This is a genomic window from Kitasatospora brasiliensis (genome assembly GCF_032654805.1).
Taxonomy (GTDB): domain Bacteria; phylum Actinomycetota; class Actinomycetes; order Streptomycetales; family Streptomycetaceae; genus Kitasatospora; species Kitasatospora brasiliensis.
Genome location: NZ_JAUOOW010000003.1, coordinates 262,420 through 282,064, shown reverse-complemented (window position 1 = coordinate 282,064; position 19,645 = coordinate 262,420). Strand labels below are relative to the sequence as shown.

At 73.2% G+C, this 19,645-nt stretch carries 11 protein-coding genes; 8 read left to right on the top strand and 3 right to left on the bottom strand.

Translation table 11 applies throughout. From position 1 onward, the window contains the following. Positions 1-3: 3 nt before the first annotated feature. The 4 genes from QWJ13_RS13740 (at position 4) to QWJ13_RS13725 (ending at position 6,939) form a co-directional block, all read left to right on the top strand. On the top strand, positions 4-1,257 hold the full coding sequence (locus QWJ13_RS13740; protein ID WP_316524275.1) for an MFS transporter: 1,254 nt from the start codon (positions 4-6) through the stop codon (positions 1,255-1,257). A gap of 31 nt (positions 1,258-1,288) precedes the next feature. Beyond that, positions 1,289-2,077, top strand: coding sequence for a thioesterase II family protein (locus QWJ13_RS13735; protein ID WP_316524273.1), 789 nt, complete (start codon positions 1,289-1,291; stop codon positions 2,075-2,077). Between the two features lie 50 nt (positions 2,078-2,127). Continuing rightward, the gene (gene gntD, locus QWJ13_RS13730) at positions 2,128-3,165 is read left to right on the top strand and encodes a guanitoxin biosynthesis L-enduracididine beta-hydroxylase GntD (RefSeq protein WP_316524272.1); all 1,038 of its coding nucleotides are present in this window, start codon (positions 2,128-2,130) and stop codon (positions 3,163-3,165) included. 108 nt (positions 3,166-3,273) lie between these two features. Then, a complete protein-coding gene (locus QWJ13_RS13725) occupies positions 3,274-6,939 on the top strand; it encodes an amino acid adenylation domain-containing protein (RefSeq protein ID WP_316524270.1) in 3,666 nt (1,221 codons plus the stop codon). 103 nt (positions 6,940-7,042) lie between these two features. Here the strand turns inward: QWJ13_RS13725 and QWJ13_RS13720 are convergent, their stop codons facing one another. Then, on the bottom strand, positions 7,043-9,448 hold the full coding sequence (locus tag QWJ13_RS13720; RefSeq protein WP_316524269.1) for a non-ribosomal peptide synthetase: 2,406 nt from the start codon (positions 9,446-9,448) through the stop codon (positions 7,043-7,045). Positions 9,449-9,631: 183 nt separating this feature from the next. Next, positions 9,632-11,188, bottom strand: coding sequence for an NAD(P)-binding domain-containing protein (locus QWJ13_RS13715; RefSeq protein WP_316524268.1), 1,557 nt, complete (start codon positions 11,186-11,188; stop codon positions 9,632-9,634). Positions 11,189-11,663: 475 nt separating this feature from the next. On the opposite strand from QWJ13_RS13715, the gene QWJ13_RS13710 reads away from it, so the two are divergent. From QWJ13_RS13710 to gntD (QWJ13_RS13700), 3 genes are read left to right on the top strand one after another with little or no spacing between them, the layout of a single operon-like run. Next, positions 11,664-13,049, top strand: a complete 1,386-nt coding sequence (locus QWJ13_RS13710; protein WP_316524266.1) for a cation:proton antiporter — start codon at positions 11,664-11,666, stop codon at positions 13,047-13,049. Positions 13,050-13,089: 40 nt separating this feature from the next. Then, positions 13,090-13,473, top strand: a complete 384-nt coding sequence (locus QWJ13_RS13705; protein ID WP_316524264.1) for an ACT domain-containing protein — start codon at positions 13,090-13,092, stop codon at positions 13,471-13,473. A 34-nt stretch (positions 13,474-13,507) separates the two neighbouring features. Further along, positions 13,508-14,590: a guanitoxin biosynthesis L-enduracididine beta-hydroxylase GntD gene (gene gntD, locus QWJ13_RS13700; protein ID WP_316524263.1), complete on the top strand. Its 1,083-nt coding sequence runs from the start codon at positions 13,508-13,510 to the stop codon at positions 14,588-14,590. Between the two features lie 76 nt (positions 14,591-14,666). On the opposite strand, the gene rsgA is transcribed toward gntD (QWJ13_RS13700), so the two are convergent. Then, positions 14,667-15,770 (bottom strand): ribosome small subunit-dependent GTPase A, encoded by a 1,104-nt coding sequence (rsgA, locus tag QWJ13_RS13695; RefSeq protein WP_316524262.1) that lies wholly within the window; start codon positions 15,768-15,770, stop codon positions 14,667-14,669. A 333-nt stretch (positions 15,771-16,103) separates the two neighbouring features. Between rsgA and QWJ13_RS13690 the strand changes: the two genes are divergently transcribed. Beyond that, on the top strand, positions 16,104-19,466 hold the full coding sequence (locus QWJ13_RS13690) for a HelD family protein (RefSeq protein ID WP_316524261.1): 3,363 nt from the start codon (positions 16,104-16,106) through the stop codon (positions 19,464-19,466). Positions 19,467-19,645 lie beyond the last annotated feature (179 nt).

Genomic DNA, 19,645 nt, shown 5'->3' with positions numbered 1-19,645 from the left:
TGCGTGAGTTCGTTCCAGCTCTTCCGGGAAAATCCGGCCTTCCGCCGGTACTGGACCGCCCGATCGGTCTCCCTGGTGGGTGACGGCGTCGCCACCGTCGCCCTGCTGCTGCTCATCACCGGCAGCGGGGCGGGCGCCACCGGGGTGGCGGCACTGCTGCTCGCCCAGGCCGTGCCCCGGTTCTTCGGCCCGATCGCCGGCGCGCTGCCCGACCGCTTCGAGGTCAAGCGGCTGCTGCTGCTCGCGGAGGTCGGACAGGGCCTCGCCTTCATCGCGATCGCCCTGGTGCCGTCGAACACCGCGCTGCTGGTGCCGCTGGTGGCGCTGTCCTCGGCACTGGCCACCGTCTTCAACGCGGCCGGCCGCACCGTGATGCCCCGGATCGTCGAAGAGCCCCAACTGATGCCCGCCAACGCGTGGATGGGCACCGCGTTCAACCTCCAGGCCGCTCTCGGCCCGGTGCTCGGCGGTACGGTCGCGGCGCTCCTGGACGCGCGCGGCGCCCTGCTGATCAACGCGGTGAGCTTCTTCGTCGGCGCGGCCCTGCTGCTCGGCCTGCCGAAGATGGAGCCCGTCGCCGCCTCCGGCGGTGACCGTCCCGGCTTCCTGGCCGGCATCGGCGCGGGCATCGCCTTCACCTGGAAGCACCGGACGGCCCGCGCCATCTTCCTGCTGCTGCTGTTCGGCATCATGTTCGCCTCGCTGGACAACATCGTCCTGGTCCTGCTCTCCCGCGACGTCCTGGACGGCGGCCCGTTCGGCTTCGGTCTGCTCGGCACCGGCTCCGGCGCCGCGATGGTCGCCGCCTCGCTCTGGCTGACCCGCCCGACCGCCAAGGTCTCGGCCGTGACCCTGCTGGCCGGCGGGTGGATCCTCGCCGGTGTGGGCCTGCTGCTGACCGGCGCGGCGCCGGTGCTCGCGGTGGCCGTGATCACCCAGGCCGTGATGGGCGTCGGCAACAGCATCGCGCTGATCGGCGAGGAGACGCTGCTTCAGAAGGCCGTTCCGGCGGACATGCTGGGCCGGGTCGGCGGGTCGTTCTCCTCGGCGGCCTTCGCGGGCAGCGCCCTGGCGTACGGGATCGGCGGCTTCGTCGCCGCCAGCATCTCCCCGCGCACCTCGCTCTTCATCGCCGGCACCGGTCTGATCGTCATCACGCTCCTGTGCCTGCCCGCGCTGCGCGCCGGCGGCCGCACCGACGTGAACGCCCCCGAGGACGGCCCCGCCGTCGACGCGGCCGCCTCCCCCACCGCATGAGACCACCGCGCAAGGCCCGGGAGGCAGTTCGATGACGGGAAAGAACCGCTGGCTGCTCGACTGGAACCCCCCGTCGAGTGCCCGCACCCTGATCGTCTGCCTCCCGCACGCCGGCTCCGGCGCCAACCAGTTCCGGCCCTGGCAGGAGCTGCTCGGGCCGCGGGTGGCCCTGCTCGCGGTCCAGCTGCCCGGGCGGGAGAACCGCTGGCGCGAGCCTCCCGCCACCCGGGCCGCGGAGGTCATCGACGAACTGGTGCCGGAGCTGCTCGACCGTCTCGACCGGCCGTACCTGGTCTTCGGGCACAGCATGGGCGCGCTCCTCGGCTACGAACTGGCCCTGGCCCTGGGCCGGGAGCACGGGCGCTGGCCCGGACACTTCGTCGCCTCCGCCTCCCGGGCGCCGCACCGCCAGACCCCGGACGAGTCCATCGCCGGGCTCGACGACCGGCAGCTGGTCGAGGAACTGATCGCCGACGGCGCCGTCCCCGACTACGTCGCCCGCGACGAGCGGCTGATCCGGCTCGTCACCCGGCCGCTGCGCGGCGACATCGCCCTGTGCGACGACTACACCCCCACACCCGGCCCGCTCCGGTGCCCCGTCGACGGCTGGCGCGGCGAGGCCGACCTCGGGGTGAGCGACCACCACATCCGGGAGTGGAGCGACTGCTCCGGTGCGGGCGCCTCGATCCGCACGTATCCCGGCGGACACCTCTACCACCTCGCGGATCCGCACCCCGTCGTCGACGGGCTCCGCCGGCTCGCCGCCGGCCTGGAGCAACGCCCGCAGGAACAGCCGGAGGCATCCCCGAACGCCCCCTGAGAAGCCCAGGGGAGCCCTTGCCACCATCCCCCACACGCTCAGAAGGAGCCATGGCGACCCCCACGGACACCACCCAGCGCACCGTGCTCGGCCTGACCCCCCAGGAGGCGGCGCAGACCGCCGAACTGGCCCGGGAGGTCGCCGGGCGGTTCGGCGCCGCGGACGACCCCGAACTCGTCCAGGAGGCCCCGCTGCTGGCCTCGCGCCTGCCCGAGCGCGTCCAGCGGTTCCTGCGCGCCTTCGCCCTCGACCAGCTGGACGGCTACTGCACCATCGGCGGCCACCTGGTCGACGACCGGCGCATCGGCCGGACTCCGCCCCACTGGAAGGACGAGACCCGGACGCACCACGAGCTCCCGGAGGAGGTCCTCCTGGTGCTGTACGCCGCGCTCATCGGCGAGCCCTTCGGCTGGAAGACCCAGCAGGACGGCCACCTGGTCAACGACGTCTTCCCGATCCCGGAGTACGAGAACCAGCTGCTCGGCACCGGCAGCCGCAAGGCCCTCACCCTGCACACCGAGGACGCCTTCCACCCGTACCGCGCCGACTACATCGTGCTCGCCTCGCTGCGCAACCCGGACGCGGTGCCGGTCGTCATCGCCCAGGCCGACTTCGCCCGGCTGCCCGAGGCGGACCTGGACGTGCTGTTCGCCGACCGCTTCCGGATCATCCCGGACAGCTCGCACCTGCCGAAGAACAACACCGTGCGCAGCGAGGCGGACCGGCTGGTGTTCGCCGGCATCGAGAAGATCGTCAACGACCGCGAGCCGGTCTCGCTGCTCTTCGGCTCGCGCCTCGATCCGCTGCTGCGCTTCGACGCCACCCACATGACCCCGGTGGACGGCGACGAGGAGGCCGCCCGCGTCTTCGCGCTCGTCAACGACCTGCTCGACGAGTCCCGCCGCCCCTGCGCGCTGGCCCCGGGCGACTTCGTGTTCCTCAACAACCACCGGGTCGTGCACGCCCGCGGCTCCTTCGCCGCGCGCTACGACGGCACCGACCGCTGGCTCAAGCGGATCAACATCACCCACGACCTGCGCAAGTCGGCGCGCTTCCGCCGGCCCGAGACGCCGCGCCTGATCGGCTGACGAAGGCCCTCCCCCGCCATCGTCCCGGCCTGCCGCACCGGCCTTGCCGCCCTGGTCGAAGAACCGCCGCGCCCCAAGCCTCATCAGCACCTTCGAGAGGACTCCCCCATGACTTTCGACCTGCCGACGACCGAAGCCCCGCAGCCCCCGACCACCACGGACCCCGCCGTCCTGGTCGCCGCGACGATCGCGGTGCTCGGGCACTTCGACGGCGACGCCGCCCAGGTGCTGACGGTCTGGCGGGACGGTGCGGCCGCCACGGTCCTGGTGACCACCGAGGCCTCGGCGGACTCCTACGCCCTGCTGGACGCCACCAGGGCGGCACTGGCGCAGGCCGGCCCCGCCCGGCCCGACCAGGCGACCCGGGTGCTCGACCTCGCCGGGGACTGCCCGGCCCCCGACGAGCCCGACCTGCTGGTCCGGCTCGCCGCCGGCGCCCTGGCCGTCGAGACCGGCCCGGCCTGGTCGCGCGCCGCCACCCCGGAGCGGCTGGCCGCGATCCTCGGCCGGGTCGCCGCACACCTCGCCGACCCGGCCAACGCCGACGCCCCGCTCGCCCGGCTCCCGTTCCTCACCCCCGCCGAACACCGCGAGCTGGTCGAGGAGTTGAACGACACCGCCGAACGGCTCCCGGACCGTACGGTCGCCCAGTGGATCGCCGACCTCGCCCGCGAGGAGCCTTGCGCCCCCGCCGTGATCACCCGGACGCGGACCTTCAGCCGGGCCGAACTCCAGCAGCTGGCACGGCAGTTGGCCGAGTCCATGGCCGAGCACGGCATCCGGCGGGGCGACTCGGTGTACCTCTGCCTGCCCCGCTCCGCCGAACTGGTCGTCGCCTGGATGGCCAGCCTCGGCGCGGGCGTCGTCTGCGTCCCCGTCGACCCCGGCTACCCGCCGGCCCGCATCCGGCAGATCGTCCGGGCCGAGCAGCCGGTCGTGCTCACCGTCCCCGAGACCGACGATCTGCTCCCGCACGCCCGCCGGATCCCCGTGACCCTGGACCTGCGCGCCGACCCGCCCGGCGCGGACGCCGACTGGCCGGTGGCCGTCGCCCCCGAGTCGCTGTCCTACGTGATGCACACCTCCGGCTCCACCGGCGCCCCGAAGGGCGTCGCGATCCGCGAGATCGGTCTGCGCAACCTGATGCACGTCTCCGCCCGGCAGACCGGCCTCGGCCCCGGCCGGCGGATGCTGAGCCTCGCCAGCCCCGGATTCGACGCCAGCACCTGGGAGCTGCTCGCCCCGCTGTACGCCGGCGCCGCGGTGGTGCCGCTGGAGGACCCGCTGGTCTCGGCGAAGGGCCTGGCGGACTGCGTCCGGGACCTCGACGTCGACTCCTTCTTCCCGTTCTGCCCGCTGCTGACCCGCCTCGACCCGGCCGACTTCCCCGGCATCCGCACCGTGGTCACCGCGGGCGAGCTGTTCAGCCAGGACCTCATCGACCGCTGGCAGCCCGGCCGGGAGTTCGTCTACGTCTACGGGCCCACCGAGGGCACCATCCTCCAGTCCTTCCACTACTGCCAGGCGGGCGCGGCCGAGCCCACCCCCTCCATCGGCCGCCCGATGACCAACCTGCGGATGTGGCTGCTGGACCCGTGGGGCGGGCACAGCGCCCGCGGCGCCGTCGGCGAGCTGTTCATCGGCGGCATCGGCGTCGGCGCCGGCTACATCGAACTGCCGGAGGTCACCGCCGCCAAGTTCGTCGTCCGGCCGGAACTCGACGGCGACCACCCGCTGTACCGCACCGGCGACCTCGCCAGCTTCCGCCCCGACGGCAACCTCGACTTCCGCGGCCGCAAGGACAACCAGGTGAAGCTGCGCGGCTTCCGGGTCGAACTCGGCGAGGTGGAGACCGTCCTGGCCAACCAGCCCGGAGTCGACACGGCGATCGCCGTGATCCACGAGACCAGCGGTGAGCGCCTGCTGGTGGTGCACCTGATCCCGGAGCCGGACGCCCAGCTGCCGACCGCCGCCGAACTGCGCGAGCGGCTGGCCGACCTGCTGCCGTACTACATGATCCCGACGGCGTTCCTGCCGCTCACCGAGATCCCGTACACCCCGAACGGCAAGCTCGACCGCATCGCGCTGGCCAAGCGGCCGCTGCCCGAGACGGCGGCCGCGGCCGCCCCCGCCGCCGACGACGACTCCGTGCTCGCCGAGGTGCGGGCCGTCTTCGCCGCCGTCCTCGACCTCCCCGATGTCGCCCCCGAGCAGGACTTCTTCGCCTCCGGCGGCCACAGCCTCGGCGTCGCCGAAATCGCCGCCCGCCTCAACGAGCGCTACGGCACCGCCATCCGCGCCCGCGACTTCTTCGAATGCCCCACCCCCGCCGCCCTCACCACCCGCCTCACCGAACTCCTGCCCACCGCGGACGAAGCGGCCGTGCGGGCCGAGGCCGGCGGCGAACTCGGGCTGCTCCCGATGCAGTCCTGGCAGTGGCTGCTGCGCCAGGCCCGCCCGGAGGAGGACGCCGCCTACAACGTGCCCACGGTGTTCGCCTGCGGCGGCTCCCCCGACCCGGAGCGGCTGCGCGCGGCGCTGGCCGCCCTGCGCGAGCGCCACCCGATGCTGCGCGCGACCATCCGCGAGGTGAAGGGCGCGCCGCAGGTCGCCCTGGACGGCCCGGACCTCCCGCTCGAAGTGCTCGACCTGCGGGCCGAGGCCGACCCGGAGGCGGCCCGCACCGAGGCCGTCCGCGTCCGCGCCAACCAGCCGATCGACCTCGCCGCCGGCCCCGCCCTGCGCACCACCCTGCTGCGGCTGCCCGGCGACCGGCACGAGCTGCTGACGGTCTGCCACCACATCGTGAGCGACGGGCCCGGCATCGACATCGTCGCCCGCGACCTGGTCGCCGCGTACGAGGGCACCGAGGCCGAGCTGCCCCCGCTGACCAGGGACCCGCTGGCCGTCGGCCACCTGGAGTCGCGGCTGCTCGCCGAGGGCGCGTTCGACGAGCAGCTCGACCACTGGCGCGGCCGGCTGCTGCCCGCCCCGGCGCCGCTGCCGCTGCCCGTCGACCACCCCCGGACCCGCCCCGGCGGTGCCCGCACCTCGGCCGTCGAGGTCGAGCTCGGCACCGGGGTGACCGACGCCCTGGCCGAGTCGGCGAAGCGGGCCCGCACCAGCCTGGTCGCCCCGCTGGCCGCCGCGGTGGCCGCCGTGCTGCACCGCTCCACCGGCCGGGAGGACATCTGCCTGGGCACCCCGGTCAACGTCCGCGGCCAACTCGGCCTGACCGAACACCTCACCAACGGCGCCAACTCCGCGGCCCTGCGGCTGCGGATGCGGCCGGCCTCCCGGGCCGAACTGCTGGAGCGGGTCGCGGAGTCGATGCACGAGGCGATCGACCACGCGCGCATCCCGTTCCACCACGTGACGGACCGCCTCGGCATCCAGGCCGAGCCGCTGCGCAACGCGCTCTTCGACGTGTTCGTCAACTGCTACGTCCAGAGCGAGGCGGGCACCGCGCCCGGTCTGACGCTCTCCGGCCGGGTCGTCACGCTGGACTCCGGCCTGTGCGACCTGTCCTTCCAGGGCCGGGTGCACCGGGGCGGGCTCACCCTGATCCTCCAGTACGACCGCGACCTCTACGACGAGGACACCGCGCGGCTGCTGCTGGAGCAGTGGCGCCACGCGCTCACCGGCATCGCCCAGGCCCCGGACGAGCCGTGGGCGGAGCTGGACCTCGGCGCGCCCGTCCCGCCGAAGGGCCCCACCGTGACGGGCTTCGGCGGCTTCCGCTTCGAGGCTCCGGCCCCGGCCGGCCGGGCATGACGGCCGCGGTCCGGTGCGCCCGGCGGGCCCGGCCGCACCGGTGACCACACGCAAGGGGGGCCGGCGGGAACTCGTCCCGCCGGCCCCTTCCCGCATCCCCGGGTCAGGCGCCCAGCGCCCGGCAGACCCCCGCCACGGTGGGCTCGTCGAAGAAGTCGTCCAGGTCCACCAGGAGTCCGGCGCGGGTCTCCAGCTCCATCAGCAGCAGGGTGGCCATCAGGCTGTGCCCGCCGAGGTCGAAGAAGTCGTCGTCCCGGTCGACCCGTCCGACCCCGAGCACCTCGGCGAAGACGGCGCTCACGGTGGCCTCGACGCCGTCCTCGGCCTGCTCGGCACCGTCCGGCGCCGGCTCGGGCCGGGGTGCGGCGGCGAGTTCGGCGCCGGCCCGGACGGTCAGCGCGGCCCGGTCCACCTTGCCGTTGTGGGTGAGCGGCAGCTCGTCCAGCACCAGCAGCCGGCTGGGGACCATCGAGCCGGGCAGCGCGGCCCGGGCGGCCGTCCGGATCTCGCCCGCGTCGACGGCGCCGGTCAGGAAGCCCACCAGGGCGAGGGCGCCGTCCGGCGCGGTGGCCGGGAGCACCACGGCGGTGCGCACCCCGGGCAGGGCGCACAGGCCCGCCTCGACGTCGCCGATCTCGACCCTGTTGCCCCGGATCTTGACCTGGGTGTCGCTGCGGCCGAGGAACTCCAGGCCGAGCGGCGTCCACCAACCCCGGTCGCCGGTGCGGTAGCGGCGGCCGCCGGGCTCCTCGGCGGCGACGAACGCCGCGGCGGTGAGGTCCGGCCGGTTGAGGTAACCGTCGGCGAGGCCGGGGCCGGCCAGCTCGATGTCCCCGGGGAAGCCCGGCGGGACGACGCGCCCGGCCGGGTCGAGCACCCGCGCCACGGTGTTGTCGATCGGCAGCCCGATCGGGAAGCCGTGCCGCGGCCGCTCGTCGTAGTCGAAGGCGGTGGCGCCGACCGAGTTCTCGGTGGGCCCGTACTCGTTGACCAGCCGGGTCGCGGGCAGCAGCTTCAGGTGCCGGTCGACCAGCTCCTGCGGGGAGGCCTCGCCGGCCACGGTGACCAGCCGCAGGCAGCCCGGCTCGGCCAGCGCGTCCAGCAGGACCTCGTAGAGCGAGGGGACGAGCGTGATGTGGGTGGCCCGGTGCCGGGCGACCAGGTCGCGCACCCGCTGCGGGTGCAGCCGGTCGGCCTCCGCCAGCAGGATCAGGGTGCCGCCGCTGCCGAGCACCGAGAACAGGTCGGAGACGGAGCTGTCGAAGGAGAACGAGGGCACCTGGACGAGCCGGGTGTCCGCGTCGAGGCCGTGGTAGCGCCGCTTCCACGCCAGGTAGCTGTCGATGGCGCCGTGGCGGATCAGCACGCCCTTGGGCTGCCCGGTGGAGCCCGAGGTGTAGATGACGTACGCGAGGTCCGCGGCGGTCGGCAGCCCGTCCGGGGCGGTGGCCTCGCCGGGGGCGGTGAGCTCGGCGACCGTGGCGGCCGGGACGTCCGCGCCGCCGAGGACGGCGGGGTCGTCGACGACGGCCAGCACGCAGGCGGCGTCGGCCAGGATGAAGGCCAGGCGGTCCGCCGGGAGGTCCGGGGCGAGCGGCACGTAGGCCGCCCCGGCGCGCAGGATGCCGAGGATCACGGCGACGGCCTCGGCGCTCTTGCCCAGCACGGTGGCGACCCGCGACCCCGGCTCGACGCCGCGGGCGCGCAGCCGGGCCGCGACGGCGTCCGCCCCGGCCGCCAGGGCGCCGTAGCGGACCTCGCGGTCGCCGTCGACCACGGCGACGGCCTCGGGGGCCTCGGCGGCGCGCTCCAGGAACGCCCCCAGCAGGGTGCCGGGTTCGGCGCCGGGCCGGAAGCCGCCCCGGCCCTGGGCCTCCACCGCGGCGTGGTCCTCGGGCGCCACCAGGTCGAGTCCGGCCAGGGCGCGGCGGGGCTCCGCGAACGCCGCCAGGACGGTCGCCAGGGAGCGCAGCACGACCTCGGCCCACCAGGGTTCGAGCAGCGAGGCGGCGAAGTCGGCGGTGAGGTACCGCGGTTCGCCGGGCGCGCCGCACAGGGTGAGCGCGAGTGCCGTGCTCGGCGCGGCCGCCACGGGCAGCCGTTCGGTGCCCACGGACAGGGCGAACGCGGCGCCGACGGCCGTCAGGTCGGTGGGGTGGAGCTGCCGCAGGCCCTCGTCGACGGCGAGCACCAGGTCCCGGAGGGTGTCGGCCCCGGCGGTGTCCACCGGGCAGGCCACCGGACCGCGCGGCCCGTTCACGGCGACGATCACCCGCTCCTGCGCCTCGGCCGCCGCCAGCACGACCGCCGTGGCCGAGAGCAGGACGACCAGTTCCTCCACCGGCCGGCCGCCGGCGATCCGGTCGAGGCCGCCGACGGCGGCCTCCGGCAGGGCCAGGGAGGCCTGGGCCCGCCCCGCCCCGCCGGCCGCCGTCAGCCGCGCCCGTACGGGCGTCAGCTCCGGTTCACCGCTGTGCGGCCCGGCCGGGGTCGGAACGTCGGGAATCATGTGATGTGCCTCCAGAACAGACGCTGCGTCAGCGTGGCGCGGGGTCCGGGCCGCGTGACCGGTGGATGTGGGACGGCCGGGGTGCCGGGAAACCGTGGTCGGCCTCCCGGCACCCCGGCCGGTCCCCCGCCGTCGGCGCTCGGGCCGGCGGACGGGAGGGAACGTCGCTGGTCGCCCGGGCCGTCAGCGGCCGAGCATCTCCTTGAGCGCGGTGATCAGCGGGACGGTGTACATCTCCTTGTCCCACTCGTTCTCCAGGTCCTCCGGGACGTGGTACGTGGTGACCAGCTCGCCGCCGCGGTAGAGCCGCAGGACCGGGTGGATGAACTTGCTGGTGCTGCCGTCGAGCGGGTCGCGCTCCTGGCTGAACGGGTCGGTGCCGGGCTCCAGGTGGCCGTACTCCATGGTCGTGACCAGCAGGGTGCGGTCCTTCCAGTGGTCGAGCGCGTAGTCGACCGGGACGTCCACCAGGGCCTCGAAGGCACTGTCGTCGTCGACCCGGTAGACGTCGCCGAGGAAGGCCGGCAGCTGGAAGATCGAGGAGGCGTTGACCATCCGGCCGACGATGTGAGCCGCGACCGCCGCCGAGTCCGCGGGCAGCTGCTCGGGCGCCCGCGACGTCGCGTGGTAGCGCTCCGCGAAGACCTGCGAAAGGAAGCGGATGTTGTAGCGGAATCCGTGGATGAAGCCGGAGAAGGAGCGCTTGTAGTCGCGCGCCTGCATCATCGTCCCGATGAAGAAGAGATCGGGCACGTTGGCCGATTCCCAAGAGCTGGTGAGATCCGGGAAACGCTCGTTCTTGAGCTGCGGCCGGCAGCTCTCGTCGAATATCGAGTAGTCGTAGCGGAAACCGGTGCAGAGCACCACCCGGTCGACCGTGAGGGTCAGTTCCTGGCCCTGCGCGTGACTGTACTGGAAGCTCAGCAGGAGCTTTCCGTCGTCCCGCTTCTCCAGCTTCCGGACATGGCCGTCAAGAATGGTGTTCTGCATTTTCAGCTGGTACGAGTCGAGCGTGTTGTTGTTCACCGCCCGGACATCGCTCACATGGTGCGTCGACCAGGCCAGCCGAACCGGGTTCGGGCTCAGCATGTGGGTGACCGCGGAGGTCTCGAAGATGTTCTCGGCGAGTTCGAATCCGGCATTTCCCTTGCCGATCACCATGACTCGCTGGTTCGTGTACGCAGCCGGATCCTGCGGGGCCTCGCCGTACATCTCGGCCAATTCCGCGCCGGGGAAATCGGGGCGGTACTGGTGCACCGCTCCGGTGCCGACGACCACCCGACGGGCCTGGCGCTCCTCGCCATCACTACAGGTCAGCGTGAAGATGCCGGTCTCGGCGTCGCGCGATACCCGGTCGACGCGGACGCCGGTGCGGATCTTCAGGCGGTACCGCTCGGCGAAGTCCTGAAGGTATTCGACCAGGGTGTCGGCGGCCGGGAAATAGTCCTTGCTGTAGGTCGTGAGAACCGGGTCCAGTTCGTCCGAGAGCAGCGAGTTCCAGTCCCAGCGGAGGTTCTTGTCCGGATCGTCGAAGCCGGTGTTCGGCTTGTTGTTCGAGATCAGCTTCCGGAATCGCGGGAAGTTCGAGAAGAAGTTCCCGACCTCCTCCCGCTCCAGCACCAGGTAGTCGCGGCCGTCGCGCTCCAGGAAGTACGCCATCTGGCAGCCGGCGGGGCCGGCTCCGATGACGATGTAATCGTGGACTCGGCTATTGCCGGATTCCGGCTCAAGGGTCGGCATTTCGCTCCCGTCAGGGGTGGGCAGGGAATCGGCCGGGCCGCATGGGCCACTGTCGTCGGGGTTGGCCGGTCGCACGATACCCCGGTGATCATCAGGCATGTCAAGGTCAATTCGGACGGGTTCACGGGGACCTGTCGGAACATCAAGTCCGCGTCCGGCCAAGCCTTGCTGATCGTTCGCCCCTCTGGCATTCTCTCAGCGGATGGGCCGACGGGCGGGGTGCGTGTTTACCGTCGGCGACCTGCTTTCCCGCACCCCGTCGGAGCTCCCCTCGACCGCCATCGAGCCGGGGCGGACCCGGGCACCGTCGCCCCCGAGCGGCGGTCCGCCCGGCGGACACCGGTCACCGCGCCAGCGCGCCGATCGCCCCCTCCCCCATGACGACGATCTCCGTCCGGCCGCGCCCCGCCGCGGCCGCACCCCACAGCGGCGGCCGGCCCCCCAGGGCGTGGACGCGCGACAGAAAGGCAGCCCTGTGTCATCCACGGTCCAGTTGGCCGTCAGCCCCGACGCCAACCTCGAACTCACCCTCAGGGTCCTCCCGGCGATCGCCGTGATCCTCGCCGCCTCCGCCCTCTGCGGCCGGCTCGCCCTGATGGTGAAGCAGCCGCGGGTGCTGGGCGAGATGGTCGCCGGCGTCCTGCTCGGCCCGACGCTGTTCGGCTGGCTGCTCCCCGACGTCCAGAGCGCCGTCTTCCCGGCCCAGGTCAAGCCGGTGCTGTACGTCCTCAGCACCATCGGCCTGACGCTGTACATGTTCCTGGTCGGCGCCGGGCTGGACCACGGCAAGAGCCAGGGCGGCAAGGAGGGGCGCCACTCGGTGGTCCTCGCGCTGTCGGGCATGGTGCCGCCCCTCGCCCTCGGCGCCGGCGTCGGAGCGCTGTTCTGGTCGGACCTCTCCCGCTCCGACGTCAGCCGCTTCGAGTTCGCCTTCTTCATCGGCGGCGCCCTGTCGCTCACCGCCTTCCCGATGCTGGCCCGCATCCTCTACGAGCGCGGCCTGGAGAACAGCCGGATCGGCCGGCTGTCGCTGGTCGCGGCCTCGATGGACGACGCGGCGGCCTGGTGCTTCCTCGCCACGCTGTCCGCGATCCACCTCGGCGCGGGCGCCGGCGACGCCATCCGCACCATCGGGCTCGGCGCCCTGTTCACCGCGGTGATGCTGTTCGTCGTCCGCCCGCTGCTCAAGCCGCTGGGCGCGAAGGTCGCCCGCACCGGCACCCTGGACACCAACTCCATGTACATCGTGGTGATGGTCCCGCTGCTGGCCGGCTACGCGACCGACTGGATCGGCATCTACTCGGTGTTCGGCGGCTTCATCGCCGGTCTGGCCATGCCCCGCGACGAGGCGTTCCGGCGCGCCGTCCGGATCCGCATGATGGACACCGTCTCGGTCCTGCTGCTGCCGATCTTCTTCACGCTCTCCGGCCTCAACACCCATCTGCAGGGCCTCTCCGGGGCCACCATGCTGCTGGGCTTCGTCGCCATCCTGCTGGCGGGCTTCGTCGGCAAGTACGTCGGCTGCGCCCTCGCCATGAAGGGGCTCGGCTACACCACCCGCGAGTCGCTCGCGGTCGGCGGGCTGATGAACGCCCGCGGCCTGATGATCCTCATCTTCATCAACATCGGCATCGCCCAGGGGATCATCAACCAGCAGGTGTTCGCGATGCTGGTCCTCGTCGCGGTGATCACCACCGCCATGGCCGTACCGCTGTACCGCCGCGCCCTGCCGCCGCACCTGGAAGAGCCGCACCCGACGCCCGCCGAGAACGCCCCGGACGCCCCGCACGCCCAGGACGCCGCGGACGCTCCGGCCTCCCCGAACGACGAGGCGGCACCGGCCCTGTCCGGCTCCCGCTGAACGCACCGCCCCCGAACGTCCGAAAGCAGGTCACACCACCGTGCTCGCCCAACAGCTCCGGGTCCTGCCCGGCACCTACGTCATCGAACTCCTCCAGGAGTCCGGGCCGCCCGCCGGCGACTGGCTCTGGTCGGTCCGCGGGCCCGAGGGCCTGACCGTGGTCCGCCCGGTCGCGGGCGACGGGGCCGAAGCCGACCGGGAGTCCTGGGTGCCGCTGTACAGCGGCGACACCGCCCACGGCCTGGACGTCCCCGGGATGCTCGCCGCCCTCCTCACCCCGCTCGCGTCCCACGGCGTGCCCGTCTTCGTCGCCTCGACCCACGACGCGGACCTGATCCTCGTCCCGCGCGACCGGCTGGACGAGGCCGCCCTGGCGCTGAGCTCCGCCGGGCACCACGTCACCGGGGTCGACCCGCGCTCCTGAACCCACCCCGCACCAGAACGAGAAGAGTGATCCGATGGCCTTCCCGACCCACCGACCCGCGGAGGACCTCCCGCTGCGCTCCGACGACGGCGCCCCGTGCCTGGAGCTGACCTCCGAGGAGCGCGCGACGCTCAAGGAACTCGCGGACCACCTGCTCGACGACCCCCAGGGCACCCCGCTCGACCGGCGGTTCGACCAACTGGCGCTGGCCGCCCACGAGATGCCCGCCCGGGTCCGGGCCCAGCTGCTCGACTTCCGACTGACCGGCCGGCCCTACGGCGGCCTCGTGGTGTCGAACCTCCCGATCGACGAGACGGCCGCCGGGCCGACGCCGACGAGCTACACCGACGAGCCGGACAGCCGGGAGGCCGACCGCGCCGAGGCCCTGCTCCTGCTGCTCGGCTCGTTCCTGGGCGACCCGGTCTCCTACCTCACCCAACAGCGCGGACGCATGGTCCTCGACGTCTTCCCGATCAAGGGCCACGAGGACCAGCAGCTCGGCTCCAGCTCGACCACCAATCTGGAGTGGCACAACGAGGACGCCTTCCACCCGCTGCGCGCCGACTGGATCATGCTGATCGGCCTGCGCAACCACGACCGGGTGCCGACCACCTTCGCCCCGGTCCAGGACCTCGAACTCGACGACCACACCCGGGACTTGCTGTTCCAGGAGCGTTTCGTCATCCTCCCGGACGAGTCCCACACGGCGTCCTTCAACAGCCAGACCACCGGCATGGACGAGGGCAGCTGGATCGACGAGGCCTTCGGCAAGATCGCCCTGATGAACGAGACCCCGGCCCGCACCGCGGTGCTGTCCGGCGACACCTCGGCGCCGTTCATCCGGATCGACCCGGCGTTCATGCCCAAGGATCTCGACGAGGACGCGGCGGCCGCTCTCGACGCCGCGATCGCCGGCTTCGACGCCAAGCTGCGGGACATCGTCCTGCGCCCCGGCGACCTGCTGATCGTCGACAACAAGCGTGCGGTGCACGGCCGTCGGCCGTTCCAGGCCCGCTACGACGGCACCGACCGCTGGCTGCGCCGGATCAACGTGCTGGCCGACCTGCGCCGCGCGGAGGGCCGGCGCTACGCCGAGCACGGCCGCGCGCTGGTCTGACCGGACCGCTTCCGCGGCACGTCGAACCCGCCGAGGCCTCGGCCTCGGCGGGTTCGTCCGGCTTCGGGGCGGGCGGTCAGCCGCCGCGCTTGGCCATCATGTTGGCCCGGCCCTCCCGGCCCTGCGCCTGCCGGGCCTTGTACTGCTCCTGCCGCAGCCGCGCGTCCGAGCGGGCCGCGATCCACTGGTTCTCCCGCAGCAGCTTGCGGTAGCTGTCGAGCCGCCGCTGCGCCAGGACGCCGTCCTCGACGGCCTCCACCACCGCGCAGCCCGGCTCCCCCTCGTGCTCGCAGTCCCGGAACCGGCAGTCCTCGGCCAGCGCCTCGATCTCCGAGAACACCTGCTGGAGGCCGTCGGCCGCGTCGTACATCCCGACCCCGCGCAGACCGGGCGTGTCGATGAGCACCCCGCCGCCGGGCAGCGGCATCAGCTCACGGGTCGTGGTGGTGTGCCGGCCCTTGCCGTCGCCACGGGTCTGCTGCACCTCCATCGCGGTGCGGCCCATCAGGAAGTTGGTGATGGTCGACTTCCCGGCACCGGACTGCCCGACCAGCACCACCGTGCCGCCCATGCAGGCGGCCAGCACGTCCATGCCCTCACCGGTCGCGGCGCTCACCACGAGCACGTCCACCCCGGGCGCGACCGACTCGACCGACTCCCTGACCCCGTCCGGGTCCTCGGCGACATCGGCCTTGGTCAGCACCACCAGCGGCTGGGCGCCGCTCTCCCAGGCGAGCGCGAGGAAGCGCTCGATCCGGCCGAGGTCCGGCGCGACCGCCAGCGACACGGCCACCGCCACGGTGTCGACGTTCGCGGCGAGCACCTGGCCCTCGGAACGCTGCGAGGCGCTGGAACGGACCACGGCCGTACGCCGCTCCACCATCGCCTGGACGAACGTCCCGGCCGCCCCGAGCGACAGCGCGGCCCAGTCCCCCGTGCACGGCATCCGCGTCGGATCCGGATCGGCCACCGGCCCGGTGTCCGCGTGCACCAGGGTCACCCCCGCGCCCTCGGCGATCACCACGTCACACCGCCCCCGGTCCACCCGGACGATCCGGCCCGGCACCAGGCCCGCCTCGACGTGCGGCTCGAACAGGCCGGCGATCTCGTCGGTCCATCCGTACGCGATCAGGGGCTGGAAATCGCGGGCCTGGCCCGCCGAGGACGATCCGTGACGCAAAGCGGAACCCCTGCTGCTGGTACGAGTTGGGAACGGATGGGACGCTACGACAGATCTTGCTCCCCCGGCAAGGACTTTGTCCGTGAACGGCCATCCGATGCTCCCCCGGCGCCCCCGCGGAGCGCGGCGGGTCCTTCGGCGCGCCACCCTGTGCCATCGGACCCACGTACGACCGGGTGCGGCCCCGGCGGGCCGAGGCCGACGGCCTCATCCGGAACCGTGCCACCGATCAGGATGATGACTGCCCGCCACCATCCGGTTTCTGATAGTTGTTTCAGCGGGTACGGGCGCATGCCCGTGGCGGTGTCCCCCGACACCGCAGGGAGGACGTACATGAGCACCACCACTCGGGACGACATCCTCGCCGGCGAGCAGCGGGCGGTGGATCACGCGTACGACTGTTACGCGGCCAAACTCGCCGAGCTGAGCGGCAGTTCGACGGCCACCGCTTCGGCGAGCGGCAAGGACGGGATCGCCAACCGGGCCCAGGCGGAGGCCCACGCGCAGGAGTACGCGGGGCTCGGCGACGAGGCGCTGGTCTTCGCCCGCGTCGACGCGCCGGAGGAGCCGGGCGGGGAGGCCCGGCCGTGGTACATCGGGCGCCGGGGTGTGAAGGACGAGAAGAACGACCCGGTGGTCCTGCTGTGGACCAGCCCGCTCGCGAAGGAGTGGATCGAGGCCGGCCCCGAGGACCCGGGGGAGGTGGTGCTGCGACGTCAACTGCGGTGCGTGCGGCGGGTCGTCGAGAGCTACTTCGACGAGATCTCTCCGGCGGCGTCCGAGCTCGCGGCCGCCGTCGTGCCCGAGCCCCGGCAGACCGTGGACGACAGCGCGCCGGAGGAAGAGGCGGGCGCGGTCCCCACCCCCGGTGACATCGCGCGGCAGCGGCAACGCGACCTCCAGCCGGACGACTTCCTGCTGCGGGAGCTCCAGCGCTCGCGCAGCGGGCGGATGCGGGACATCGTCGAGACCATCCGCCGCGACCAGATGCGGCTGGTCACCGGCGCCCCCTCGGACATCCTCGTCGTGCAGGGCGGTCCCGGTACCGGCAAGTCGGCGGTCGGTCTGCACCGGGTGACCTGGCTGGTCAACAACGGGCACTTCAAGGCCCAGGACATCCTCGTCATCGGCCCCCACCAGCGGTTCCTCGACTACGTCGGCCGGGTCCTGCCCACCCTCGGCACCCGGGACGTCAACGCCGTCCAGCTGGACCGGCTGTGGGAGGGCGAGGTCCTCGGCACCGACGGGCCGCGGGCGCGGCTCGTGAAGTCGGACGAGCGCATGGCGGCCGTGCTGCGGCGCCGCGTCGAGCACGACTACCGCCCCGAGGCACTCGACGGGCTCACCGTCGAGCCCTCCTTCGAGGGCGACGAGCCCTCGGTCGTCGTCACCGCGGGCAGCACGACCTTGCGCGTGCCGAAGTCCGAGGTCCTCGCCCTCCTCGAACGGGCCCGCAGCGGCGACGGGCCGTTCCGGGCGCGGCGCGACCGCTTCCGCGGCCTGTTCGTCGACCGTCTCCTCCAGGAGCTCGCCGAGATCGCGCCGCGCCGGAGGCAGGTCGGCACGATCCGTCGCGACCTGGAACGCAACCGCCGGGTCGAGCGCCTCGTCGAACGCGTCTGGCCGTCACCGGGCCCCCGGGAGGCCCTGCGCAGCCTCTACGACTCTGCCGACCTGTTGCGGGCCTGCGCCGACGGCCTCCTGGACGAGGACGAGCAGGCGTCGCTGCTGCGGGCCCGCGCCGCCAGCGCCGACGCCGACCCGTGGACCCTGGACGACCGGGTCTGCCTCGAAGAGCTCCGGGTGCTGATCAGCGATGACACCCCGAGGCGCTACGGGCACATCGTCGTCGACGAGGCCCAGGACCTCACCCCCATGCAGGCCCGCGCCCTGCGACGGCGCTGCGCCGTCGGCGGCTCCATGACCGTCCTGGGTGACCTCGCGCAGGCGACGGGCTCCCACATTCCGGCGGACTGGGACCTGCTCGGCACGCTCCTCTCCGACCACGGCGACTGGAGCGTGGCCCGGCTCGACACCAGCTACCGCGTCCCCGCCGAGATCATGGAGTTCGTCGCCCCTCTCGCCCGGACGATCGCCCCGTCCCTGCCGTACCCGCGGGCCGTCCGCGCGGTGGGAGCGGGCGCCGTACGGACCATCGCGACCGAGCCGTGGAAGCTGCTCGACGACACCGTCGCCCAGGTGGCGAGGCTCGTCCGCACGAGCGACGGCAGCACACCCCGCTCCGTGGCCGTGATCGTCCCCGACGACTCGGACTGGCTGGACGCGATCAGCCGCCGGATCGACGAGGGCGACGACATCGACGAGCGGAGCCGCGAAGCCGTCTCCGTCCTGGCCGCCGCCCAGGCCAAGGGCATGGAGTACGACCACGTCCTGGTCGTCGAACCCGCCACGATCGCCGATCGCGGCCCCGCCGGGCTGCGGCAGCTGTACGTGGCCCTCACCCGGAGCACCCAGAGCCTGACGGTCCTGCACACCGCCCCGCTGCCGGAGGCACTCACCGACCCGGGAGGCGACGAAGCACCGGCGGCGTCCGAGGCCCGGCCGGTGACCGCGACGGGGTCGCTCCCCCGGATCGGCACCGATGTCAGGGTCGAGGTCGTCGACCAGGCACCCGGCGGCCGCTACAGGGTCCGGCCGCTGTCCCCGGTGATCGACCGGCCGCTCGTCCTCACCGTCCGCCACGGATCGGTCCCGCCGCGGCGGGGCGAGAAGCTGAACTGCTGGGTGTTCGCCAACGAGACGACCCAGACGGTCCTCACAGCCGACCAGCGCGGCCGATCGCCCGTCTCGGAGCGGATGGCGGGACGCTACCTCGCGGCCTTGGACGTGCTCGGCGACCTGGCCGGGAGCGACGGCGACGTGCCCGACGCCCGCGGCCGTCTCTCCGAGCTCCAGGGCATGGCCAACCGCATCCTCCGACGCGACCAAGCCGACTGGGTCGACGTGCTCCACCTGTTCGGCGACCCGGACCGGGAGCGGCTCGGCGTGCTGCGCGACCTCGCCGCGACGACCAACCGCGCGCTCAAGGACGGCGCGTTGGACACCGGGCGACTGGCGCGGGAGCTGGCGGCGTCCGGATGGACGCAACCCCTCGCCGAAGCGCGCCGAGAGCTTCAGGAGCGCTTCACCACCGCCCCTTCGCGGGAGCCGGACTCCCCCGAGGCCGTGCCCACCGTCCCGCAGCACCCCGATCAGAAGGAAGAAGCACCGATGACCACCGCGGACACCGCACCGGCCCCGGCCCCGGTCCCGACCACGAAGGAGGGCTTCCTCCGCATCCTTGAGGAGGCCGCCGGGGCCGACCGCACGTGCAAGAAGCACGAGGCGGTCCGCCACGCGCTGAAGGCGTCGCTCCTCTGGGCGGATCTCCAGCCGACCGACTCGTCGGTCGTCGACGTCAGCTGCGCCACCGAGCACGGCCTCTTCCTCTACGAGGCCCTCGGCGCGGGCCGCTCCACCTACCCGGACCTGCGCGCGGGTGCGACCCGGTTGCTGGAGATCGCCCACACCCTGCCCGACCGTCCCGACGCCCTCTACCTCGTCCTCCCCGAACCGCCGGCCGAGGACTGGGCCGCGGACACGATCCGCGACGTCTTCCGGGTCCACGTGATCTGGCGCGGCCCGACCGGTTGGGACGGTGCGGACACCGACATCGCGTTGGGCTCCGCCAAGTAGCGGGCCGATCGGCACCGATGGCCAGGAGTACGGTCCTGGCCGGGGGCGGCTCCCGGAGTCTGCTCCCGGGTGCCGTTTCGTCCTGGGTGCGGACGAACTCCCCTGCCTCCGAATGGTCCTCTTGATCGAGGCCGGAAATCACCGGCGCCATTCATCGGAGGGGTCCTTTCGTGTACGAG

Bases quoted from the DNA above. Each gene is read 5' to 3' on its own strand.
- QWJ13_RS13735 (WP_316524273.1), top strand. From the start codon at position 1,289: ATGACGGGAAAGAACCGCTGGCTGCTCGACTGGAACCCCCCGTCGAGT.
- gntD (WP_316524272.1), top strand. From the start codon at position 2,128: ATGGCGACCCCCACGGACACCACCCAGCGCACCGTGCTCGGCCTGACC.
- QWJ13_RS13725 (WP_316524270.1), top strand. From the start codon at position 3,274: ATGACTTTCGACCTGCCGACGACCGAAGCCCCGCAGCCCCCGACCACC.
- QWJ13_RS13720 (WP_316524269.1), bottom strand. From the start codon at position 9,448: ATGATTCCCGACGTTCCGACCCCGGCCGGGCCGCACAGCGGTGAACCG.
- QWJ13_RS13715 (WP_316524268.1), bottom strand. From the start codon at position 11,188: ATGCCGACCCTTGAGCCGGAATCCGGCAATAGCCGAGTCCACGATTAC.
- gntD (WP_316524263.1), top strand. From the start codon at position 13,508: ATGGCCTTCCCGACCCACCGACCCGCGGAGGACCTCCCGCTGCGCTCC.
- QWJ13_RS13690 (WP_316524261.1), top strand. From the start codon at position 16,104: ATGAGCACCACCACTCGGGACGACATCCTCGCCGGCGAGCAGCGGGCG.